This window comes from Mesorhizobium sp. M1143 (assembly GCF_040318435.1).
Classification (GTDB): domain Bacteria; phylum Pseudomonadota; class Alphaproteobacteria; order Rhizobiales; family Rhizobiaceae; genus Mesorhizobium.
The window spans coordinates 34,755-57,052 of the sequence record NZ_JAMYMJ010000026.1; the positions used below are offsets into that span (position 1 = coordinate 34,755).

Below are 22,298 nucleotides of genomic sequence, written 5' to 3' on the forward strand. Positions count from 1 at the left end.
TCTCCACAGGCCGCGCCGCCCGGACAGCAAGCGGCGCAGAGCGCGGGATAAAAGACGAAGCGCCGCTGGCGGTCAACCGAGATAGGGATAGAGCGGGAAACGATCGGTCAGCGCCACGACCTTGGCCTTCACGGCTGCTTCCACAGCCGCATTGCCTTCGTCGGAATTGGCGACCTTCAGCCCGTCCAGCACTTCGGCGATCAGCTTGCCGATCTCGCGGAACTCGGCCTGGCCGAAGCCGCGCGTGGTGCCGGCCGGCGTGCCCAGACGCACGCCAGAGGTGACGAAAGGCTTTTCCGGATCGAACGGGATGCCGTTCTTGTTGCAGGTGATGTTGGCGCGGCCGAGCGCTGCCTCGGCGCGCTTGCCGGTGGCGTTCTTGGGCCTGAGATCGACCAGCATCAGATGGTTGTCGGTGCCGCCGGAGACGATGTCGAGGCCGGTTTCCTTGAGGCTCGACGCCAGCGCCTTCGCGTTGGCGGCGACACTCTCGGCATAGAGCTTGAAGCTCGGCTTCAGCGCCTCGCCGAAGGCGACCGCCTTGGCGGCGATGACATGCATCAGCGGGCCGCCCTGCAGGCCGGGGAAAACCGCCGAGTTCATCTTCTTGGCGATGTCCTCGTCATTGCACAGGATCATGCCGCCGCGCGGGCCTCGCAACGATTTGTGCGTGGTCGTGGTCACGACATGGGCGTGCGGCAGCGGTGACGGATGCACGCCGCCGGCAACCAGGCCGGCGATATGGGCCATGTCGACCATCAGATAGGCGCCGACCGCATCGGCGATCTCGCGAAAGCGCTTCCAGTCCCAGATGCGCGAATAGGCGGTGCCGCCGGCCAGGATCAGCTTCGGCTTGGTCTCATGCGCGGTCTTTTCGATCGCATCCATGTCGAGCAGATGGTCGTCCTTGCGCACGCCATAGGAAACGACCTTGAACCATTTGCCGCTCATATTGACGGGCGAGCCGTGCGTCAGGTGGCCGCCGGAGTTCAGGTCGAGGCCCATGAAGGTATCGCCCGGCTGCAGCAGCGCCAGGAAGACCGCCTGGTTCATCTGGCTGCCGGAATTCGGCTGGACATTGGCGAAGTTGCAGCCGAACAGCTTTTTGGCGCGCTCGATAGCGAGTTCCTCGGCGACGTCGACGAACTGGCAGCCGCCATAATAGCGCTTGCCCGGATAACCCTCGGCGTATTTGTTGGTCATGATCGAGCCCTGCGCCTCGAGCACGGCGCGCGAAACGATGTTTTCCGAGGCGATCAGCTCGATCTCGTGACGCTGGCGGCCAAGCTCGTTGCGGATCGAGCCGAAGATCTCCGGATCGGCATCTTCCAGCGTGGTTTCGAAGAAGGATTCGAATTTGTTCGACGCTGCCGCTGCAGTTGCCATGGCCTGAAATCCTTCGGTTCGGGGCATTTATCTATGCATATCGTTGCCCCGAAACCGCTGCACGGTTCCGGGCGACATGCATTGCCGCGCCATTAACACAGTTGTTTTCGCCTCGCCACGTTTGCAGCGCGAAATTTGCTGGCCGGATTGCGCCAGAGCGGCCCTGAACCGCTATTTTCGCTCCTGCCGCCCCTGCAGCAAGGCTTCGGTGAGCGTGATCTCGGTAAACAGCGCCCGCGCCGTATGGTCGTTGATCGCGCCGCTGCTTAACATGTCGCGCACGGCGATGCGCTCGGCCTCGATGCCGGCAAGCCGCATTTCGAGCTCCAGCCGCCCGGCTTCGCGGGCCTCCGCCCGGGCGTCGTCGGCCTCGTCCGAGGTGGCGATGCGGCGCCGGTAGCCGGCGACGATGTTTTCGGCGGCGGCAAGCCTGGCGCCGGGCACCTCGCCCTGGTCGTCGTCGCTGGCGCCCGCCATGCTTTCGATGCGGGCGATGGCCGCCTTGGCGGCGCCGATGCGGGCGAGACGCTCCTCGATGGCGCTGCCATCCTCGCCCGGCTCGACCAGTCCGTGCGCTATCTTCGGCAGCGCCACGCTGGCGATGGCGAGCGAACAGATGATGACGCCGGCGGCGAGGAAGATCACCAGGTCGCGCGCCGGAAAAGACGAGCCGTCCGGCATGGCAACCGGCAGTGACAGGATGCCGGCCAGCGTGATCGCGCCGCGCACGCCCGCCACCGAGCCGGCAAGCCGCACACGCATGCCAAACGGCTCGGCCTTGCGCTTTCCCCATTTTGCCTTGAGGCCTGCCGCGATATCGCCGACCCAGATCCAGAGGAAGCGCAGCGCGATCAGGCACAGCGTCAGCGCTATCACCGTCGCGACCGGCTGGATGATCGGGTAATGGCCGGTCAGTTCGGGCGGCACGCGGCGAATGATTTCGGGAAGCTGCATGCCGAGCACGATGAACAGCGCGCCATTGTAGACGAAGGACAAGGTCGTCCACAGCGAGATCGTCTGCATGCGCGCCGAGACGCCGAGGAAGCGGAAGACGCCGGAGCCGCCGGTCAAAAGCCCGGCGGTGACCGCCGCCAGAATGCCTGAGGCATGCAGATGTTCGGCGACGAGATAGGCAATGAAGGGCAGCAGGACCATGACCAGAACCTGCGCCTCGGCCGGAACGCCCCCGATGCGATTCAGAAGCTGCAGCAGCCTGGCGGCGATGAACAACGCGGCGATGCCGGCCAGGATGCCGATGGCGACGGCATAGACGAAGGACAGCGATGCATCGGCGAAGGAAAAGCTGCCGGTCACGGCGGCGGCGACGGCGAAGCGGAACATGACCAGGCCCGAGGCGTCGTTGAGCAGCGCCTCGCCTTCCAGAATATGCATCAGCCGCGCCGGCACCAGGCTTCTGTCGACGATCGAGGACACCGCCACGGCGTCGGTCGGGGACAGCACGGCGGCGAGCGCGAAGGCGACGACCAGCGGGATGCTCGGCACCAACCAGTGCAAGGCATAACCGAAGCCGACAATGGTAAAGAAGACCAGCCCGATGGCCAGATCGAGGATCGGTCCGCGCAGCGCGATCAGCTCGCGTTTGGGCGCTCCATAGGCATCGCCGAACAAAAGCGGCGGAATGAACACCAGCAGGAAGAGTTCGGGGTCGATCTCGACATGGATGCCTTTCACCGGCCAGGCGAGCGCGGCGCCGATGGCAATCTGCAGCACCGGCAGCGGCACCCGAACCAACCGCACCAGTGCGCCGGAAAGAGCGACGAAGACCAGCACGGCGAGGATGAAGATTGCGACCTGCATGGCGCGATTCCGGCTGTTTTGAGGACCATGCGCAATTGCCGTTAGTCCGTCCAGATGGGCCTGCGGCGCAACGTCCGGCAGTGTTCATGGCCTGCATGGCTGGCGGCCACCAGTCTTCTTCTGTTGGGATGTCGAACGGAAAAGGCCACCTTGCGGTGGCCTTTCCTGAAGGAGATCAGCCGCTTAGAGCGAAGAGGTGATCTGCAGTTCGCTGGCGCCATCGAGCGCGTAGACGTCGTCGCGGAACTGCACGACGCCCGGACCCGTCGACCAGGCCGACACATAGAGGAAGTGGACCGGAACCGGGTTGACGACCTGCACCGGCGTGTTCTCGCCGGTCTTGATGGTCGCCTCGAAATGCTGGCGGTCCCAGCCGGGTGTGTCGCGCAGGATCCATGTGACGAGGTCGCGCACGTTCTGGACACGCACGCAGCCCGAGGAATCGAAGCGCATCATCTTGCCGAACAGGCTTTGCTGCGGCGTATCGTGCATGTAGACGCCGTCGGGGCTGGGGAAGTTGATCTTCACCGAGGCCATGGCGTTGCCGGAACCCGGATCCTGGCGGAAGCGGTATTTTGCGGCATCATCCGTCGACCAGTCGACAGTCATCGGATCGACTTCGCTGCCATCAGGCGCAAACAGCCGGATGTGGCTGTCCTTGAGATAGTCGGGGTTCTTCCGCATCAGCGGAATGATGTCCTTGCGCACGATCGAGACCGGCGCGTTCCAGTAAGGATTGACGATGATCTCGTTGATCTTGGAATTGACCACCGGGGTCTGGCGGTCGATCTTGCCGACGATTGCGGTGTGGCGCAGCACGACGCGATCGTTCTCGACCGCCTCGATCTGTGCCGCCGGGATATCGACCAGCACATAACGGCTGCCCAGCGTGCCGGCCTTTTCGCGCAGGCGCTCCAGGTTGGTCTGCAACTGACCGAGGCGGATCTGCGCCGAAACGTTCATCGCGGCGTAGGTGTATTTGCCCATGGCGCCGTCGGCCGGCAGGCCATGGCGCGCCTGGAAGCGCTTGACCGCGGCGTCGACGTAGGAATCGAACGATGTCGAAATGCCGGCGCTCTGCGCCAGGTCGCCCGAAACCATCAGCCGCTTGCGCAGCGGCACCACGTCCGGATCGTCGACGCCAAGCTGCAGCTTCTTGGTCGCCGGCACCTCGCCCCAGCCGCCCTGGGCGACGATGTTCTGATACTGCGCCACCGCCTGTTCGGTGAAGGCGACCGTCTGCAGGCTGAAGATCGGCAGCGTCGAGGCGACCTTGCCGCCCTCCGAGGCGCGGGCATCGAACTGGTCGTCCCAATTGCCGCGGCCCGACGATTTCAGGATATCGTCGATCACATCCTGCGCGCTGGCGGCATTGGCAACCATGGCAACGGCGAGCGCGGAAGCTCCGGAAAGGAAAAGGCGGCGGCTGGTTCTCATGGACGTTCCAGACATTCTTGTCGTGTTTGGCTTCTAGCGTTTGGCTGTTGCAGCGTTCGGCTACGTGCTCGATCTTGGGCGATATCGCCCGCACTCTAAAGTTGGCACTGTTAACAATTAGCCAACCATGACCTGCATCACTGAGCCGTGAAAAGCGGACCGCGATGCGACATTACAGGCGCGCGAACAGCTTTCGCCGCCGCATCACCCGCATCCCCGCTTCCACCGCGAATATGGCGGCAACGTGGCTTACGCCGAATTTGGAAGCGCCGGCGGCTCGAAAAGAAAAGGCCGGTGCTTTTCGGCACCGGCCTGTTGGCTGAGACTTTCCTCCGGCCGCGCTTCTTCCGGCGCAGCTGCTATTCAATGCCCGCTGATTACATCCGGTAGGCGATGGTGTCGTTCCAGAAGCGGTCGAGGCGCTGCAGCGCGCGGTTCATCTGCTTGAACTCTTCGCTGTTGATGCCGCCGACCTGTTCGATCGAGCCGACATGGCGCTCATAGAGACCGGCGACGACTTCCGCCACTTCATTGCCCTTCGGCGTCAGCGAAACGCGGACCGAACGGCGGTCGATGCGCGAGCGCTGGTGGTTGATGAAGCCGAGATCGACCAGCTTCTTCAGATTGTAGGAGACGTTCGAGCCGAGATAGTAGCCACGCGAGCGCAGCTCGCCGGCGGTCAATTCGGAATTGCCGATATTGAACAGAAGCAGCGCCTGGATGGCATTGATGTCGGAACGGCCGTTGCGGTCGAACTCGTCCTTGATCACGTCAAGCAGACGGCGATGCAAACGCTCCACCAGCTGCAGCGATTCCATGTAAAGCGAACGGATAGCCTCGCGGCGATCGTCGGATACGTTGGCGGTCTTCGCCGCCGGACGCGAATTGATCATTGTCTTTGCCTCTCGTTTGTCGCCCTGGTGATTTTTTGTTTTTCACCTTGATTGCGACACTATCGAATACTCATAAAATTCGACTTAAACGCTAGGGCTAACAAGAGCTTACCGGTAATAGGTTTCGCAAGACGCTTAACGAACGGTCACCCGAGCAAGGATAATTAACCTAAAGATTTAGCCAATGGCTGCGGGGCGGCGTTTCAGGCGCGCGCGGGGCGCTTGCGCATCCAGATAACGACGCGGAAGGCGATGTAGAGCAGCGCCACCGCGGCATGCGAGAAGACGATCAGCGGCCGGTGGCCGTAGAGATCGGGGAAGCCAGCATACATGATGGTCTCGGTCACCGCGCAGATGAACCAGATCACCGGGCCCCATGACGCCAGCATCCACAGGCCGGCGGCGGCGAAGGGGAAGAACACGGCCAGCATCACCGCCACGACCTGCCAGTGCACCGGCATCAGGTCGAAGCGCCACAGCGGGCCGGGATAAAAGCCGATCAGCCGGATCCAGTACAGGATGCCGAACAGCAGGCAATAGCCCGCTATGACGCGCTGGAACCAGGCGAAGATGATCTCGACACCCGAGGGCTGCAGCACGATGCGCCGCGACGTGACCTCGCTCACAGTTCGAGCTCCCGTTCGAGCGGCGCGAAATAGGCGTCCACCGAAGCAGCGTCGACCTCGGCCAGGCTTGCCGGCCGCCACTGCGGCGTCGAGCCCTTGTCGACGAGGACGGCGCGGATGCCTTCATAGAAGTCGTGCCCGGCCAGCATGCGGTTGAGGATGCGGAACTCCATCTTCATGCAGGCTTCCATCGACAGCGTCAGCCCGGCGCTGATCTGGCGCCACGCGACATTGAGGCTGGTCGGCGAGCGGGTGCGGATGGTGGCCAGCGTCTTGGCGGCAAACTCGTCGGCGCCTGCCGCCCGCTCCAGGCTCTCGAGGATTTCGGCGAGCGAGGGTTGGGAAAAATGCCGGGCGATGGCTTCCAGCACCGGCTGGGCGGTTTCGCGCCGGGCCGGCACGAAGAAGCCGCGCAGGACCGATTCCGGATCGCCATTGGCGCAGAGCCGGTCGAGAAAGGCAGCCTGGTCGGCGGCCTTGATGGTGTGGGTGGCCAGGCCCGACCATAATGCATCGCCATAGCGGATGCGGTTGCCGGTCAGCGCCAGATACATGCCAAAGCTGCCGCCGAGGTCAGGCAGCACATGGCTGCCGCCCACGTCGGGGAAGAAACCGATGCCGACTTCGGGCATGGCGAACTGGGCGTTCTCGGTCAGCACGCGCTGCGAGCCGTGGAAAGAGATGCCGACGCCCCCGCCCATCACGATCCCGTCGATCAGCGCGACATAGGGCTTTTTGTAACTGTTGATGCGGGCGTTGAGCCGGTATTCGTCGGCGAAGAACTCGACCGGCGGCTTTCCGGCGCGGGCCTCGTAGACGTGCATGATGTCGCCGCCGGCGCAAAACGCCCTGCCCTCGGCCTTGACGACGACGACATCGACACCGGTATCGCGTTCAAAAGCGTCGAGCGCCTTGTCCAGCGCCTTGATCATGCGATGTGTCAGCGCATTGAGCGCCTGCGGCCGCGTCAGCGTGACGACGCCTGCCTTGCCCAACCGTTCGAAGCGGATCTCGTCGCCGCCGCCAAAATCCATCGTCAGAGAATCCCTCCCCGCGCCTGCGGGACTGAAGTGCTAAAGGTGGCGCATGGGTGCGTCAACCGGCGGGCGCGGTTTGGATTTTCGCAAGGGAACGCGACCGTGCTTTGCCCCCGACAGAAATGCGCGCAAAATTGCCGGGCAAAACAGCCTTTCTTCTGATGCAGGGACAAACGCATGACGCTTGAAACCGCAGCGCCGAGCCATGGCTGGGAGATGCCGAAAAAGTTCGACCCGGATGATGTTCTCAGCCGCCCGCTGATGGCCAATCTGGCGACCGTGACCGCTGACGGCGCGCCGCGCAACGCGCCGATGTGGTTCATCTGGGAGGACGCTGCGATCTGGCTGCTCGGCTCGACCGGCGCAAGTGCTGTCAAACACCTCGAACGTGACCCGCGCTGCGCCGTGGAGATCGTCCATTTCGACAATGAGGCCGGCATCCTGCTGCATCTCGGCCTGCGCGGCGTCGCCACCATAGAAGCTATGGCGCCGAACCGCTTCAAACGGCTGCTGCACAAATATCTCGGCCCGGAGGCGACCTGGAACCGCTGGTTCATCGACAATGTCGCCGACATCGGCCATCCGGACGGGCGCCTGATCCGGCTCGCCCCGGAGAGCACCTTCACCAACAATGTGTCGTTCTTCAAAACCGGCCCAGAACTGGCGTGGCCGCCAAAGCCGTAAGCACCGCGTCATCGGCTGGCACAATCGTGTCGCATTGGTCAGCGGCAAGGCCTCGTGGTAAAAGCCGCCTCGACCCGGAGTTTTTGCGATGAACAAATTCACCCCCGCGACGAGCAACAAATTCGCGCCGGCAAAGCTCGGCGCACGCAGCGTCGACGAGATCACCGGCAGCCGCCGCTTGCGGCGCATGCGCAAGGCCGACTGGTCGCGCCGCCTGGTGCAGGAAAACCGGCTTACGGTGAACGATCTGATCTGGCCGATCTTCGTGATCGACGGCAAGAACACGCGCGAGCCGATCGCCGCCATGCCCGGCGTCTTCCGCCTGTCGCTGGACCTCGCCGTCAAGGAGGCCGAGCGGGCCGCTAAGCTCGGCATTCCGGCGATCGCCACCTTCCCCAATGTTGAACTCAGCCTGCGCGACCAGACGGGATCGCACATCCTCGACCCGGAAAACATCATCAACCGCGCCACCCGCGCCATCAAGGACGCAGTGCCCGAGATCGGCATCATCACCGATGCCGCGCTCGATCCGTTCACCTCGCACGGCCATGACGGCATCTTGCGCGACGGCATCATCGTCAATGACGAGACAGTGGAACAGGTGACCGCCGCGGCCGTCATCCAGGCAGCGGCCGGCGCCGACATCATCGCGCCGTCCGACATGATGGACGGCCGCATCGGCGCCATCCGCGACGCACTCGACGCCAACGGTTTTTCGGATGTGGCGATCATGTCCTATGCGACGAAATTCGCCTCCGCCTTCTACGGCCCCTACCGCGAGGCGGTCGGCACCGCCGGCCTGCTCAAGGGCGACAAGAAGACCTACTATCTCGACCACGCCAATTCCGACGAAGCGGTGCGCGAGGCCGAGCAGGATATCGCCGAGGGCGCCGACATGCTGATGGTCAAGCCCGGCCTGCCCTATCTCGACATCATCCGCCGGCTGAAGGACGAGTTCCAGATGCCGACCTTCGCCTACCAGGTGTCAGGCGAATATTCGATGATCAAGGCGGCGGCCGCCAATGGCTGGATCGACGGCGAAAAGGCAATGCTGGAGAGCCTGCTCGCCTTCAAGCGCGCCGGCTGCGACGGCATCCTGACTTACTTCGCTCCGGAAGTGGCGCAAATGCTGAAGGGATAAATTCACTCCAGCACATAACTCTCTTTGACATTTCTTGTTTCGAAGTCCAGCCGACCACGCCCGCAAACCGACATGTCTTGGAACAAGTCGGGCTTCTTGATGCCTGCTTCGACACAGGCTTCTCTCAATTTGGCGGTGCAAATGACGATGCCCATGTTCTTCTGTTTGAAGATATGCGCATCGCCAACAATCTCCTCCTTGAAATAGAAGCACGCGCCTCCGGCGCGGTCGTAGTGGACGCCTCCATTCTCGCCGATCAAAAGCCTAAACTTCGACGATTCGAGATCAACGGCATCAATCTTGCGAACGATGTCGCAAAGGTAGTGCTTTGGTTCGATCGGCTTTCCGCTCAAATAGAATACGTCGCAGTCGTTAAACACGACCCCATCGGGGTCGACTGACTGCAGAACTTCCTTCAGGCGCTCGGATACAAGCCAGTAACAATGAAAATCTTCTAAGTCTTTTGGTGGCCTGCAATAGGCTGTCGCTTCAGGCCGTAGCCTGGGCGTCTCCGGGTACTCAGGAAAGCCGTATCCCCCAAACTCCGTCGGCCCGAGCAGTATGCGGGGTGGCGGCACCAAAGCTTGGGCGTTTTCCAGCTGAAGACAATGGGACCCGCCGCGATATGTCGGTCCGATCTGGAAGAATTTTCCATGTTTCTTGAATTTCGCCTCTTTGCGGAAAACCCGCTCTGGGACTTGAGCTGGCCTATTCTGCGGGCGGTTCCGGTTGGCAAACAGTTTTGCAATGAGTGAAATAATGGTCACGTGCGCGCCTGCTCAGTTTACCGACTTTCGAGTTCAAGACTAAATCGCGTGAGAGTACCCGTCCACCTGCTTCGCGCCGGAAGTGGCGCAAATGCTGAAGGGTTAGCCGGAACCTGGATGCTCCGGGTTCCGGCTTTTCCTCACGCCTTCGGCAAATAAGGAATCGTTCCGGCGAGATCGGTATCGTCGATCAGTTGGAAGCGGCTGTCGCTGCCCTTCCGGCGCTCCGCCACAAACGGAGCGTATTGCGGATCGTTGGTGAAGGCTTCGGCTGCCTTTGCCGACGGAAACGCCATGATGGCGATCAGGCTGGTGTCGAGCGGCTTGCCCTCCAGCGTCTTCACATTGCCGCTGCGGGCGAGATACTTGCCGCCATGCTTGTGGACGAGGTCATGCACCGAAGCGGCATAGGCCGGCACCCATTTGTCGTCCTTCACCTTGATGTCTGCGATCAAGTAAGCGGTCATTGTCCAACTCCTCATGGATCGGCACCGGACTGCCCGGTGACGTGACCGCTGCCTCGCATGGCGGCGCCGGACCGCTCCAGTCACAGAACTGTACCGGGGGTGCCAGTACAGCTTCTGTACTGGCTGAACTCAGGTTTTCTGAATAAGGTCCGGCAACATCTTTTGGAGCTCACCACATGACACAAGCCGGTTACAAGCAATTCTGCCCGCTCTCCATGGCCGCCGAGCTGCTCTGCACACGCTGGACCATGGTGCTGCTGCGCGAACTGGTGGCGGGATCGACCCGCTTCAACGATTTGCGCCGCGGCGTGCCGAAAATGTCGCCAACCCTTCTGTCGCAACGGCTCAAGGACCTCGAGGCCGGCGGCATCGTCGAGCGGACCGAGATCGCGACCGAGAAGGGCGTGTTCGAATACCGGCTGACCGAGGCGGGCCGGGATTTGCGCCCGGTTGTCGAGGCGATGGGGTTTTGGGGCCAGAAATGGGTCGAGGCCAGGCTGTCGCTCAAAAACCTCGATCCGTCGCTGCTGATGTGGGACATGCGGCGCAATCTGAACCCCAGTCCGCTGCCGGACGGGCGCACCGTGATACAATTCCTGTACCATGACCTGCCGGCGTCAAAACGATCGTGGTGGCTGATCGTCGAAAAGCAGGGCGAGGTCGATCTTTGCTGGTACGATCCGGGCTTCGACGTCGATCTCTACGTCTCGACCGATCTGTGCACCATGACCTCGATCTGGATGGGGCTGACGACAGTTCACAAGGAACGCGACAAGATCAGCCTGACCGGCGATCTCGACGTCGCCGGCAAGATGCAGATCTGGCTTGGGCTCAGCCCGTTTGCGGTGATGCCGAAGCGCGTGGCGGCTTGAGGTCCCTGCGCATTCCACAGATCGGCTTGCCTCTAAAATACTAGTTGCAAAATGCAATCAGTTTGAATACTGATTGCAAATCACAACTGGTCATCAAAGGGAGTCTTCCATGTCCAAACTCCGCGTCAATGCCTTCACCTTGTCGCTCGACGGTTTCGGCGCCGGTCCTGACCAGGACCTGCAAAATCCGCTCGGCGTTGGTGGCGAAGATCTGCACAAATGGATGACCGGCACCCGCACCTTCCACGAGATGGTCGGCAAGGATGGCGGCACCACCGATGTGGACGACCGGTTCACTGTCCGCAGCTTCGACAATGTCGGGGCCTGGATCCTCGGCCGCAACATGTTCGGCCCGATCCGTGGCGAATGGCCAGACGAGAGCTGGAAAGGCTGGTGGGGCGACAACCCGCCCTATCACGTGCCGACCTTCGTGCTGACCCACTACAAGCGCGACCCCATTGTGATGGAAGGCGGCACCGTTTTCCACTTCGTTGCCGGCGGCATCCACGCCGCGCTCGAACAAGCAAAGGCCGCGGCCGGCGGCAAGGATGTCCGCGTCGGCGGCGGCGTTTCCACCATCCGGCAATATCTGCAAGAGAAGCTCATCGACGAGTTGCATCTGGCGGTGTCGCCGGTGTTGCTCGGGAGGGGCGAGAGCCTGTTTGCCGGGCTGGATATGCTGAAGCTGGGTTACCAGTGCACCGAGCAGGTGGCGACAGCGCTCGCCACGCATGTGACGATCAAGCGGGTGTAGTGGCGAAGTGATAGGCGCAGGCTTCTTTCTCCCCGTTCTACGGGAGAAATGCCCGGCAGGCAATGAGGGGCAGCGCTGCTTTTGGAGGTTAGCAGCGTCCGACGGCTGTGAATTCGTCGATGCCGGCGCTGCCCCTCATCCGCCCTTCGGGCACCTTCTCCCCGTGAAACGGGGAGAAGGAAAAGTGCTCAATACTTCTCCGGCACGTAAAGCTCGCGCGGCAGGACCTGGCGCTCGTACTCCGGGTTGAACACCCGCTCGGGCAGCGTGATTTCTTCGTGCGGCACGTCCTCATAGGGCAGCTGTTTGAGGAGATGGTCGATGCAGTTCAGCCGCGCCCGCTTCTTGTCGTTGCCTTCGACGATGTACCACGGTGCCTCTGGGATGTTGGTGCGGGCAAACGTCTCTTCCTTGGCCTTGGTGTACTGCTCCCAGCGCACGCGCGACTGCAGGTCCATCGGCGACAGCTTCCACTGCTTCATCGGGTCGTGGATGCGCATCATGAAGCGCATCTGCTGTTCCTCGTCGGTGATCGAGAACCAGTATTTGACCAGCGTGACGCCGGAGCGGACCAGCATGCGCTCGAACTCCGGCACGTCGCGGAAGAACTCTTCGACCTGATCGGGTTCGGCAAAGCCCATCACCCGCTCGACGCCGGAGCGGTTGTACCAGGAGCGGTCGAACAGCACGATCTCGCCGCCGGCCGGCAGATGCGGCACGTAGCGCTGGAAATACCACTGCGATTTTTCGCGCTCGGTCGGCGCCGGCAGCGCCACGACGCGGCAGATGCGCGGGTTGAGGCGCTGGGTGATGCGCTTGATGACGCCGCCCTTGCCGGCGGAATCGCGTCCTTCGAAAACCACCACCAGCTTCTTCTTGTGGTAGGCGACCCAGGACTGCAGCTTGATCAGTTCCGACTGCAAGCCGATCAGGTCGCGGAAATACTGCATGCGGTCGATCGACGGCGGATGCGCGTTCTTGTAGATCTTGGAGATCTCCAGCGACAGCGCCGGCTCCGACATTTCAAGCTCATAGTCCTCGTCGAGCATGTCGGCGAGTTCGGCTTCCAGCCAATCCCTGGCCGGAGAATTCTGCTTCAACTCGGTCATTTCCACTGCTCCGCTTGCCGGCTGGCATGAAACCCTGAGCCGACTCGATATAGGCCGCCAATGACGGTTTTATTGCAAGCCGCCGGCCAGCCGGTCATCACTGCAAACCAGCGAGCATTGCCGATCCATCGCCCTGGGATGGCGACAAGCCGCTCAAATTGTCCTACAATTGGCGGACCCCTTCGGGCTTCCCCGCCCTTTCCTGCTAAAACCGCCTCCCCACCAAAACTACGAGGATCTGACATGGAATACCGCACGCTTGGCCGTTCCGGCTTGAAAGTTTCGGCGCTGACCTTGGGAACCATGACCTTCGGCGGCAGCGGGCCGTTCGCCGCCGTCGGCAATTCCGATCTCGCGGAGGCCTCGCGCATCATCGACACTTGCATCGATGCCGGCATCAATCTCATCGACACCGCCAATGTCTATTCCAACGGTCTGTCGGAAGAGATCATCGGCGAGGCGCTCGGCGGCAAGCGCAAGAACGACGTGCTGATCGCCTCCAAGGCGCGCATGCGGATCGGCAAGGGCCCCAATGACGAAGGCCTGTCGCGCCATCATCTGATCCGCGAATGCGAGAAGAGCCTGAAGCGCCTCAGGACCGATGTCATCGACATCTATTTCCTGCACGAATGGGACGGCGCGACGCCGCTCGAGGAAACCATCTCCGCGCTCGACACGCTGGTTGCCCAGGGCAAAATCCGCTATGTCGGCTGCTCCAACTATTCCGGCTGGCAGGTCATGAAGGCGCTCGGCATCAGCGACAGCCAGCACCAGCCGCGTTTCGTCACCCAGCAGATCCACTACACGCTGGAAGCACGCGAGGCCGAGTATGAGCTCTTGCCGATTTCGGTCGACCAGGGCCTTGGCGTGCTGGTGTGGAGCCCGCTCGCCGGCGGCCTGCTGTCGGGCAAATACCGCCGCGACAGTCCGACGGCGCGCCAGATCGGCGGCTGGTCGGAACCGCCGATCCGCGACGAGGGCCGGCTGTGGCGGATCGTCGACGTGCTGGTCGACATCGGCGCCACTCGCGGCGTCTCGGCGGCCCAGGTGGCGCTGGCCTGGCTGCTTGGCCGGCCGGCCGTCAGTTCGCTGGTGATTGGCGCACGCAACGAGGCCCAGTTGAAAGACAATCTCGCCGCGGCAAGCCTGACGCTGTCCTTTGATGAACGCCAGCGTCTCGATGCCGTCAGCCGGCCGCCGGTGCTCTATCCCTACTGGCACCAGCAGTTTACGGCGAAGGACCGCTTCGGCCCGGCCGATCTGGTTATGGACCGCAGCGTCATCTGACTTAAGGGCGCCGGAAGCCGCTAGCCCGCGATAAACCGCCAGACCTGCGGATCGGGCTCGATCTGGCCGCTGAGCACGAAATATTTGTAGAGCACGAGCAGGCAGATCGCCTGCTCGGCCCGCTCGTCGGCGAATTTGCGGCAATAGGCGTTGGCCGCCGCAACGATGCGCTGGGCCTCGGCCGGATGCTGCTCGAGATGATGCACCCGCTCGGCCAGATCGCTGAAGTCGGGCGCCAGCGGCACATAATGGACATCGGGCTCGAGCTGCCCCTCGGCGAACCAGGTCTCGTAAGTCGGCGGCGGCATCAGGCAGAGCGAGTTCGAGCTCATGATCCATTTCAGATTGGTCGCGACATCATTGCCTTCGAGCGAGATGATGTAGCGGTAGCGGCGCTGCTGATCGATGCTGAGATAGGGCTTGCGGTATTCCGCAGGTGCTGTCGCCCTCGGCGTGCCGACATCGCAGAACGGCAGATTGCGGGCTGCATCCAGCAACAAGGTGCGGATCGGATTGTTGAGTTCGCCGCGCCAAACGACGAGCGGATGCTTGTCGGCGAAGGCGACATCGTCGGCCGGCATGTAGAAATGACGGAACTTGTTCAGCTTGAACAGGACGCCGTTGCCGTTGTCGCCGGCTATCGGCCGGTCCTTGACGATCGACGGCATCTTCGGCACTTCGATGACGTCGCCGAATTCCAGGTCGATGCGCAGATCTGGGTCGAAATAACGGGTGAACTCCTTCAGATCGTAATAGTACATGCTGCGGTCCGACGGCAGCCGGCTGACCGGCACGGCCTCGGGGCTGGGGCTAAAAGGCTCCCGCAGCGTGTTGTAGTAATTGAGCCGCTGGCGGACCGATGCGTCGGAAAGCCTGGCCTGATCGAGCAGCCGGCCGAGCCGGCGCCGGAAAAGAACCGGCGGCGCGATGTCGCGCATGGCGTTGCGCGCATAGTAGATCAGCTTCTGTGCGTTTCTTTGAAGCGTGGCCATCGGTCGTTTTGATTCGAAATCGGTCGGCGGCGGCTCCAGCAACTGTCCCGCAGCCTTTTCTAAACCATTGTGTTCGCCATCACGCAAGTCCAGAACCGCTGGCATCTGCCCTCGCGGCGCTGTTGTGTTTGCCGGCCAATGCTTCTAGGCAGGATCAGGCACAGCGAAAGGAAACGATATGGCTCGACCACCGAATTACGGTCAGGAACGCAAAGAGCGCGACCGGCAGAAGGCCGCCAAGAAGGCGGAGAAGCTCGCCGCCAAGGTCGCGGCCAAGGAGCGCGCCGAGCCTGAGAACGAGGCAAGTTCGAAAACCGACACCGAGACAGAGAAATAGGCAAGACAGGATCACCGGCCCACGAAACGGGCCGGATCCTGGCAAAATGCCGGTCTGATCAGGCCGATGTGATCAGGCCGGGGCCTTGTCGCTGACGAAGACGTTGACCTCGCGCGCGGCGGCGATGAAGGCGCGTCTTGCTATCATCGCCGGCTTGTCGCCGGCCAGCGCGTCATGGCAGGCCTGCAGCGCTTCGCGGTGCTTGGGGCTGCGCTTGCCGGGCCAGCTGTTGAGCAGGTAATCGGAAGCCTCGCGCACCGTACGCAAGAGCTGAGTGCTTCCCTCCGTGCCCGACTTAACGGTCACGGGTGTTTCAAATCGGTTGTTTTCCATGGCCGCCTCTTACGCCATCGGCGTCCGCGAAGCGAGGCCGAAAGCGGATCGCGACGGCGTTCTTTCGTTTTCGTGACCAGTATCAAGCGGCGACGACGGCAAAACCCCTGGCGCGTAGGCCGCGCCGGTCATTGTGCAACGACGTCACCAGGCGGGCGCGGCTGCCGGCTATATGGGCGGAAAGTCGCGCCGCCGCCGCATCGGCATCGCCGGCCCGCACCGCTGCCAGAATGGCGTGATGCTCGCTCCAGGCGCGGCCAAGGGCCGCCTCGTCGCGCACCTCCAGCCAGCGCGCCCGCGACAGCCGCGTCATGGCATCGCGCACGGCCCGAAACAGGAACTCGTTGCCGGAGAGCCGCGCCAGTTCGATATGGAAATCCATGCCGACGCGGTGCCATTCCTCGCGCGGCGTGGCAGTGTCGCAGGAGTCCAGCATCGCCTCGATGACATCGGCTGCGCTCCTGTCGGCCAGCGCCGAAGTCAGCCTGACCGCCGCGACCTCGACCGCTTCGCGGTACACCGCGATCTGTTCCAGTTCGGCAAGGTTGATCGGCGACACGGTCCAGCCGCGCCCGTCGCGGCAGATCAGCCCTTCCGTCTCCAGCCGCAGCAGGGCTGCTCTGACCGGCGTGCGCGAGGCGCCGAAGCGGCTCTCGATCCAGCGCTCCGTCAGCCGCTCGCCAGGACCGACCTCAAGGCCAAGGATCATCTCGCGAAGCGCTTTTTCGACGATCTGCATCTGCGACATAGTTGCTTCCATTGCTGGCGATCGGCCTTGCCCGTTGGTCTTGCCGATCACATTGAGAGCGCCTGATTGACAGCAGCCGGGCTTTGCGTCCATGAGGTACCAAGTTGGTATCCCAAAATGGTATCCGCAGCAAGCGGACAGGATAGGACATGCCGCAGGACAGTGCAGCGCAGGCCGCCGAAGCGCCTTCCACCTACAACATTCATTGGCGGCGCAACCTGCTCGTGTGCTTTGCCGGATCGTTCAGCACGCTTGTGGCGATGACGCTGTTGCTGCCGTTCCTGCCGCTCTATGTCGAACAGCTGGGCGCCGTGGGCCACGCGGCGATCGTGCAATGGTCCGGCATCGCCTTCGGCGCCACCTTCCTTGCCGCCGCCCTTGTCGCACCGCTGTGGGGGCGGCTCGGCGACCGCTACGGCCGCAAGGTGATGCTGGTGCGCGCCAGTTTCGGCATGGCGATCTGCATGTCGCTGACCGGCATGGTGCAGACCGTCTGGCAATTGGTGCTTTTGCGCCTGCTGATCGGCTTTGCCGGCGGTTATTCCTCAGGCTCGACGATCCTTGTCGCCATGCAGACGCCGAAGAAGCGCTCCGGCTGGGCGCTCGGCGTGCTGTCGGCCGGCATCACCGCAGGCTCCCTGGTCGGCCCGTTGCTTGGCGGCGCGCTGCCGCCATTGATCGGTATTCGCGCCACCTTCCTCATCGCGGGCGGCGTCATTTTCCTGGCGGCGCTGGCGACGACGTTCCTGATCAAGGAGATGCCTCGCCCGCCAATGCAGGCACAACCCAAGGAGAAACCAAAGGGCGGTTGGGCGCAGATCCCCGACAAACGCCCTGTCGTGGCGATGCTGGCAACCGGCATGCTGTTCACCTTCGCCAACATGTCGATCGAGCCGATCATCACCGTCTACGTCCAGCAACTGGTCGCGGACGCAAGCCGGGTGACGCTGGTCTCCGGTGTCGTCATGTCGGCGGCGGCGCTGGGCGCCATCCTGTCGGCGTCACGGCTGGGTAAGCTCGCCGACCGCATCGGCCACTGGAACGTCATCGTCGCATCGCTGGCCGTCTCGGCGCTGCTGTTGATACCGCAGGCCTTCGTCACCGAGAGCTGGCAGTTGGTCGGGCTGCGGTTCCTTATGGGTCTGGTGCTGGGCGGGCTGTTGCCCTGCATCACCAGCGTCATCCGCCACAATGTTCCCGATGGGGTCGGCGGCAATGTGCTGGGCCTGGCAATCTCGGCGCAATATGTCGGCCAGGTCGCGGGGCCGCTGCTGGGCGGCTTCGTCGGCGGCCATTTCGGCATGCGCGCGGTGTTTCTCGGCACGTCGGTGCTGATGGCGGGCGGTGCCGCGTATAATTGGCTGGCCCAGGCGCGCCGCACGCGCGACATGCTGGCGATATCGGAAAAATCCTGACAGACAGGTCGCGCCGCCTATCGTCAATCACGGAGCCCGAGACATGAGCATCGCCGAGTCAGCACCAGCAAACAGCGCGCGCATCCTCGTTTTCGCCGGCGGCATTGCCGGCGCGGCGGGCGTGGCGCTGTCGGCGGCTTCAGCGCATCTCGGCGGCGCGTTCGTCGGCACGGCCGCATCCTTCCTGCTCATGCATGCGCCGGTGTTTTTGGCCGTCGGCCTCGCCGGCGCAAACCGGATCTTGCGGATCGGCAGCCTGGTGCTGCTCGTCGGGCTTGTTCTGTTCTGCGGCGATCTGCTGGCACGGGATTTCGTGGGATCGCGGCTGTTCCCGATGTCGGCGCCGATCGGCGGCACCTTGCTCATCGCGGGCTGGCTGGTGATCGCGGCCTCGGCGCTCGTGCGGCAACGGTCCTGACGAGCCAAGAACCCTGCCCCATCAGATATCACACGAGGCTTAATCCTGCCGGTTTTGCGGCAGCAGGTCGCGGTTGCGCTTGGCAGACTTGGTCGGCCGCCGCCTTTCCGGCTGCTCCGTGGCAGGCGAGATACCCCAGTAGTTGCGATAAATGTCTTCGAACAGATGCTTCACGGGATGCATGTTCGTCTCCTCTTTAAGAACTTGAATCGATCCAATCAGCTGGCACGAAAATGCCGGGGCCGATCAGCTGCGCTTGCGTTTCACAAGGTATTGCAGGTCACGCCTCCACGGCCCGACCTTGTCCCGGCGCTTGCGGGTGGCGGCGTCGGAGACTATGCCCCAATCATTGCCATAGATGTCTTCGAACAGATAATTCACGGGATGCATGGCACCCTCCTCTTGAATCGATCCAAGTTGTACTTGGTGAATCCCTTGGATCGATTCAAATATAGACTCTCTCCGCCGTCCGATCAAGGGAAAATTTGAACCGATCCAACGAAAGTGCTAAACAGGCTCCGGTTCAGGAGACGAAAATGACGGCATTGACCTCCGGCAAGACGAGACCAGTGCGGCTTGCCGACATCGCCAAGGCGGCCGGGGTCTCGCACGGTACCGCGTCCAACGTGTTCGCTCGCCCGGAAATCGTGCGCGAAGAGGTCCGCGAGCGGGTCAAGGCGGCGGCGGAAGCGATGGGCTATGCCGGCCCGGATCCCAAGGGCCGGCTGCTGCGCGCCGGCAAGGTCAACGCCATCGGCGTGGCAACGGCAGAACCATTGTCCTATTTCTTCGACGATCCCTTTGCCCGCGTCATGATGGCCAGCATTTCGCAGGCCTGCGACGCCACCGGCGCCGGAATTTCGCTGGTCTCGGCCGCCAACAGCGAGCAGCTCGCCTGGAACATCCAGAGCGCCCTGGTCGACGGCTTCATCGTGTTCTGCATCGAGGGTGGGTCGCGGCTGGTCGAACTGGCGCGCGAACGCAAACTGCCTTTCGTGGCGCTTGATCTCGATTCGGAAAATGAGGCGGTCGCTGCGATCGGCGTCGACAACGTCGCCGGCGCGGGTCTGGCGGCGCGCCATCTGGCCGAGTTCGGCCATCGAAGCTTTGCCGTACTCGCCCTGGAATCTGCCGACGCTGGCTTTGGTCCCGTCACGCAGGAGCAAGTCGAGACGACATCCCTCTACTCGGGCACACGCGACCGTCTGCGTGGCTATTTCGGCGAGCTCTCCCGCTTCGGCATCGACGTCTCGCAAGTGCCAATCTACGAAACCCTCAATGACGAGGCGAGCGTTCGGGCCGGCCTCGATCATATTTTCGCGCTGCCGCAGACGCCGACGGCAATCCTGGCCATGTCGGACAAGATCGCGCTGCATGCGCTCGACTGGCTGCGCGAGCGTAACATTGCCGTGCCGGGCGATGTGTCAATCGTCGGCTTCGACGGCGTGCCGGAAGGCGCCGACTCCGAGCCGCCACTAACCACTGTCGCCCAGCCGATCGCCGAGATGGGCCGGCTGGCCGTCAAGGCGATCCTCGAAAATGACGGCTCGCAGCACCGGCAATTGCTGCCGGTCGATCTTGTGGTGCGGGGGTCGTCCGGCCCCTCGCCTGCTAGCTAGGCGGCTGATGTGGGATCATCGGCTTAGCCTTGGCATCGCGGGCATGCCGAAGGTCTGGTGAACGGCTGGCGCTTCTTTGCGAACCGGCTTTTTGCCCAAGCCGATGCCGGACAGCCACTCAAGATAGAAGGCGAGCGCGAATTGCATGGCGATGCCGGCCGAAATCAGCAAGACGTCATAGGCAAAGCCGCCCGGATTGATCAGCTTCATCACCTGCGCCGCCATGGCGATCAGCGTGCCGGCGAGGAACACCGGCAAGGAGCGCTTGCCGAGCAGGGCAAGCGGATGGTCCGGGCTGAGACGGAACAGGTTCGAGAAAGCCGGCAGGGCGACGATCAGATAGCTCACCGCCAATATGTGCAGGAGCCGCGGCAGCGACAGGAACGTCTTGTCGAAGCCGCCGATCACCACGGGCAGGTTAAACCACGTTATCTCGCCCCAGAGCGGGCTGTGCACCCAGACCGCCGCTGCCGCGACATAGGCCGCCGCAGCGCCCACCAGCCAACGATTGACGGGAATTGTGCCGCCGCGCCTGACATGCAGCATGCCGGCAAGGCCGATGTTGAACAGGAATTGCCAGGACAGCGGGTTGAGGAACCAGAAGCCGGGCTCGGGATAGTTCGGCGGCGCGATCTGCCAGAGGCCGGCGACGAGCCACAGCGCGCCGGAAAAGACCAGCGCCGGCAGCGGCCGGTAGCTGACGAAGAGCAGGAAGAGCGGCGCCATCAACAGCAGCGCCGCATAGACCGGCAGGATGTTGTTGTAGCCAAGCTGGTGGCCGAGCGTGACAATGCCGATCATGACCTCCGGCGTGTTCTTCATCAGGGGCTCGATGTTGATCAGCTTGAGCAGTTCCGGCCGCCGGCCGAACACCGCCGCGGCGCAGAACAACGCCATCACAACCATGGTGGTGACGATGTGGGCGCTGTAAAGCACGCCGGCCCGGCGCCACATCTTCAACATCGCCAGCAGCCGGCCGCCCGGCTGGAACTTGGTGCCATATGCGAGTGCGACCGACATGCCGGAAATCAGCACGAAGGCTTCCGCCGCGTCCGAGAATCCGAAATTCTTGTAGGTCAGCGTTTCGAAGACGGTGCCCGGCACGTGGTCGATATAGATGGTCAGGAGTGCGAGCGCACGGAACACGTCAATGCGCGTGTCGCGATCGGGGATACGCGGAGCGCGATCGGCGATACGCGGGGCGCGATCGGGCGGAACTGGCAGGGTCATCGACAAAAGGCCTCAAAGGAGAGCAAGGGTGCTCGCGTTGTTCATGCCGGGATGCGACCATCGGCGCACACCGCTTCGATTCCTCCCGCAGGGAGCATATCGGCGCAGAAACGGTCTGAAATGAGCCTGTTGCAATCACATTTCGCGGAGCGTGAAAATATTCCGTTTTGAAGCTGGCAAAGGACCAATGTCTCCGTGAAATCAATGAGATATGAGCGTGCATCGATATAGCGACGAGAACGCCTTTCTGCATCAGGATCTGGCGTTTCCCTACCGCCTCCTCAAGCCGGAGAATGCCGGCGGCGAGAGCCTGTTTTTACTGCACGGATCGGGTGTCGACGAAACGACGATGGTGCCGATTGCGAGGCAGATCGCCCCCAACGCCACGCTGGTCGCGGTGCGTGGCCGCATCCGCCAAGAAGACGGCTTCCGCTGGTTCGAGCGGATCACGCCGACCAGTTTCGAACAGGCGAGCATCCGTGCCGAAACATTGGCCTTTGCCGCCTTCGCAAGCGAGGCCGCAAAGCGCCACGGGCTCGACCTCGCCCGGGCGACTTTCCTCGGCTATTCCAACGGCGCCAATCTGGTTTCCAGCCTGATGCTGCTCAACTCCGGCCTCGTCCGAAAAGCGGCGTTGCTGAGAGCAATGCCCGTGCTTGACGATGCGCCGGCAACCAATCTGACCGGAACGCGCGTCCTGATTGTCGCCGGTGCCGCCGATGAGACCTACGGGCCGTTTGCGCCGCCACTGGTGACGCTGCTCAACAAACATGGCGCCGAGGTCGATGCGCGCATCGTGCCTTCAGGTCACGAAATCGGCGACCCGGATGCCGCCATCGTCCGGCAATGGCTGGCGGGACCAGCATTGGTCGCACGCCAGGCAGGCTAAGAGACCTTGGTAGACCGCATCGGCGCCCGGCGGAACGGC

Annotated in this window: 25 protein-coding genes; 10 read left to right on the plus strand and 15 right to left on the minus strand. The window is 62.9% G+C overall.

What is annotated here, in order from left to right; translation table 11 throughout:
• Nucleotides 1–72: 72 nt before the first annotated feature.
• From glyA to NKH35_RS18415, 6 genes are all read right to left on the minus strand, one after another.
• Nucleotides 73–1,386 (minus strand): serine hydroxymethyltransferase, encoded by a 1,314-nt coding sequence (glyA, locus tag NKH35_RS18390; RefSeq protein WP_023669349.1) that lies wholly within the window; start codon nt 1,384–1,386, stop codon nt 73–75.
• Between the two features lie 171 nt (nt 1,387–1,557).
• On the minus strand, nt 1,558–3,204 hold the full coding sequence (locus NKH35_RS18395) for a Na+/H+ antiporter (RefSeq protein ID WP_352498384.1): 1,647 nt from the start codon (nt 3,202–3,204) through the stop codon (nt 1,558–1,560).
• A gap of 183 nt (nt 3,205–3,387) precedes the next feature.
• Nucleotides 3,388–4,641 (minus strand): L,D-transpeptidase family protein, encoded by a 1,254-nt coding sequence (locus NKH35_RS18400; RefSeq protein WP_023708671.1) that lies wholly within the window; start codon nt 4,639–4,641, stop codon nt 3,388–3,390.
• Nucleotides 4,642–5,018: 377 nt separating this feature from the next.
• On the minus strand, nt 5,019–5,534 hold the full coding sequence (gene ldtR, locus NKH35_RS18405; protein ID WP_023672997.1) for a transcriptional regulator LdtR: 516 nt from the start codon (nt 5,532–5,534) through the stop codon (nt 5,019–5,021).
• A gap of 203 nt (nt 5,535–5,737) precedes the next feature.
• Nucleotides 5,738–6,160, minus strand: a complete 423-nt coding sequence (locus NKH35_RS18410) for a DUF6163 family protein (protein ID WP_023682398.1) — start codon at nt 6,158–6,160, stop codon at nt 5,738–5,740.
• Nucleotides 6,157–7,194, minus strand: a complete 1,038-nt coding sequence (locus tag NKH35_RS18415) for an enoyl-CoA hydratase/isomerase family protein (RefSeq protein ID WP_352915742.1) — start codon at nt 7,192–7,194, stop codon at nt 6,157–6,159. Before NKH35_RS18415 ends, NKH35_RS18410 begins: the two co-directional genes overlap by 4 nt.
• 180 nt (nt 7,195–7,374) lie before the next feature.
• Here NKH35_RS18415 and NKH35_RS18420 point away from each other — a divergent pair, with 180 nt between their 5' ends.
• On the plus strand, nt 7,375–7,881 hold the full coding sequence (locus NKH35_RS18420; protein WP_023750458.1) for a pyridoxamine 5'-phosphate oxidase family protein: 507 nt from the start codon (nt 7,375–7,377) through the stop codon (nt 7,879–7,881).
• Between the two features lie 88 nt (nt 7,882–7,969).
• The gene (hemB, locus tag NKH35_RS18425) at nt 7,970–9,022 is read left to right on the plus strand and encodes a porphobilinogen synthase (RefSeq protein WP_023673001.1); all 1,053 of its coding nucleotides are present in this window, start codon (nt 7,970–7,972) and stop codon (nt 9,020–9,022) included.
• 2 nt (nt 9,023–9,024) lie between these two features.
• Here the strand turns inward: hemB and NKH35_RS18430 are convergent, their stop codons facing one another.
• The gene (locus NKH35_RS18430) at nt 9,025–9,789 is read right to left on the minus strand and encodes an imm11 family protein (RefSeq protein ID WP_023713510.1); all 765 of its coding nucleotides are present in this window, start codon (nt 9,787–9,789) and stop codon (nt 9,025–9,027) included.
• 140 nt (nt 9,790–9,929) lie between these two features.
• Nucleotides 9,930–10,256 carry a DUF1330 domain-containing protein gene (locus NKH35_RS18435; RefSeq protein ID WP_352915746.1) on the minus strand — a complete coding sequence of 109 codons (327 nt, stop codon included), beginning with the start codon at nt 10,254–10,256 and terminating at the stop codon, nt 9,930–9,932.
• 176 nt (nt 10,257–10,432) lie between these two features.
• On the opposite strand from NKH35_RS18435, the gene NKH35_RS18440 reads away from it, so the two are divergent.
• Together NKH35_RS18440 and NKH35_RS18445 are read left to right on the plus strand one after the other, a co-directional pair.
• Nucleotides 10,433–11,128, plus strand: coding sequence for a winged helix-turn-helix transcriptional regulator (locus tag NKH35_RS18440; RefSeq protein WP_023682403.1), 696 nt, complete (start codon nt 10,433–10,435; stop codon nt 11,126–11,128).
• Between the two features lie 109 nt (nt 11,129–11,237).
• Nucleotides 11,238–11,882 carry a dihydrofolate reductase family protein gene (locus NKH35_RS18445; protein ID WP_352915748.1) on the plus strand — a complete coding sequence of 215 codons (645 nt, stop codon included), beginning with the start codon at nt 11,238–11,240 and terminating at the stop codon, nt 11,880–11,882.
• Between the two features lie 188 nt (nt 11,883–12,070).
• Here NKH35_RS18445 and ppk2 read toward each other — a convergent pair whose 3' ends face one another.
• Nucleotides 12,071–12,991 carry a polyphosphate kinase 2 gene (ppk2, locus tag NKH35_RS18450; protein ID WP_023682405.1) on the minus strand — a complete coding sequence of 307 codons (921 nt, stop codon included), beginning with the start codon at nt 12,989–12,991 and terminating at the stop codon, nt 12,071–12,073.
• A gap of 243 nt (nt 12,992–13,234) precedes the next feature.
• On the opposite strand from ppk2, the gene NKH35_RS18455 reads away from it, so the two are divergent.
• Entirely contained in the window at nt 13,235–14,278 is a 1,044-nt protein-coding gene (locus NKH35_RS18455) for an aldo/keto reductase (RefSeq protein ID WP_023700559.1), read from the plus strand.
• Between the two features lie 20 nt (nt 14,279–14,298).
• On the opposite strand, the gene NKH35_RS18460 is transcribed toward NKH35_RS18455, so the two are convergent.
• Entirely contained in the window at nt 14,299–15,270 is a 972-nt protein-coding gene (locus tag NKH35_RS18460) for a glycosyl transferase family 90 (protein ID WP_023700560.1), read from the minus strand.
• Between the two features lie 178 nt (nt 15,271–15,448).
• Here NKH35_RS18460 and NKH35_RS18465 point away from each other — a divergent pair, with 178 nt between their 5' ends.
• Nucleotides 15,449–15,607 (plus strand): hypothetical protein, encoded by a 159-nt coding sequence (locus tag NKH35_RS18465; RefSeq protein ID WP_023673009.1) that lies wholly within the window; start codon nt 15,449–15,451, stop codon nt 15,605–15,607.
• Between the two features lie 72 nt (nt 15,608–15,679).
• On the opposite strand, the gene NKH35_RS18470 is transcribed toward NKH35_RS18465, so the two are convergent.
• Together NKH35_RS18470 and NKH35_RS18475 are read right to left on the minus strand one after the other, a co-directional pair.
• On the minus strand, nt 15,680–15,913 hold the full coding sequence (locus tag NKH35_RS18470) for a DUF982 domain-containing protein (RefSeq protein WP_245259900.1): 234 nt from the start codon (nt 15,911–15,913) through the stop codon (nt 15,680–15,682).
• 109 nt (nt 15,914–16,022) lie between these two features.
• Nucleotides 16,023–16,688 carry a GntR family transcriptional regulator gene (locus tag NKH35_RS18475; RefSeq protein WP_023689520.1) on the minus strand — a complete coding sequence of 222 codons (666 nt, stop codon included), beginning with the start codon at nt 16,686–16,688 and terminating at the stop codon, nt 16,023–16,025.
• 149 nt (nt 16,689–16,837) lie between these two features.
• Here NKH35_RS18475 and NKH35_RS18480 point away from each other — a divergent pair, with 149 nt between their 5' ends.
• Both NKH35_RS18480 and NKH35_RS18485 read left to right on the plus strand, forming a co-directional pair.
• Nucleotides 16,838–18,103 carry a multidrug efflux MFS transporter gene (locus NKH35_RS18480; protein WP_023682410.1) on the plus strand — a complete coding sequence of 422 codons (1,266 nt, stop codon included), beginning with the start codon at nt 16,838–16,840 and terminating at the stop codon, nt 18,101–18,103.
• A gap of 43 nt (nt 18,104–18,146) precedes the next feature.
• Nucleotides 18,147–18,521, plus strand: a complete 375-nt coding sequence (locus NKH35_RS18485) for a DUF423 domain-containing protein (RefSeq protein ID WP_023673013.1) — start codon at nt 18,147–18,149, stop codon at nt 18,519–18,521.
• Between the two features lie 39 nt (nt 18,522–18,560).
• Here NKH35_RS18485 and NKH35_RS18490 read toward each other — a convergent pair whose 3' ends face one another.
• A complete protein-coding gene (locus NKH35_RS18490) occupies nt 18,561–18,704 on the minus strand; it encodes a hypothetical protein (protein ID WP_023673014.1) in 144 nt (47 codons plus the stop codon).
• A gap of 63 nt (nt 18,705–18,767) precedes the next feature.
• Nucleotides 18,768–18,911, minus strand: coding sequence for a hypothetical protein (locus NKH35_RS18495; RefSeq protein ID WP_023705079.1), 144 nt, complete (start codon nt 18,909–18,911; stop codon nt 18,768–18,770).
• Nucleotides 18,912–19,057: 146 nt separating this feature from the next.
• On the opposite strand from NKH35_RS18495, the gene NKH35_RS18500 reads away from it, so the two are divergent.
• Nucleotides 19,058–20,140 carry a LacI family DNA-binding transcriptional regulator gene (locus tag NKH35_RS18500; protein WP_023682412.1) on the plus strand — a complete coding sequence of 361 codons (1,083 nt, stop codon included), beginning with the start codon at nt 19,058–19,060 and terminating at the stop codon, nt 20,138–20,140.
• 15 nt (nt 20,141–20,155) lie between these two features.
• Here NKH35_RS18500 and NKH35_RS18505 read toward each other — a convergent pair whose 3' ends face one another.
• Nucleotides 20,156–21,370 (minus strand): OpgC family protein, encoded by a 1,215-nt coding sequence (locus tag NKH35_RS18505; protein ID WP_352915752.1) that lies wholly within the window; start codon nt 21,368–21,370, stop codon nt 20,156–20,158.
• A gap of 217 nt (nt 21,371–21,587) precedes the next feature.
• Between NKH35_RS18505 and NKH35_RS18510 the strand changes: the two genes are divergently transcribed.
• The gene (locus NKH35_RS18510; protein WP_352915755.1) at nt 21,588–22,259 is read left to right on the plus strand and encodes an alpha/beta hydrolase; all 672 of its coding nucleotides are present in this window, start codon (nt 21,588–21,590) and stop codon (nt 22,257–22,259) included.
• The last annotated feature ends 39 nt before the right edge of the window (nt 22,260–22,298 follow it).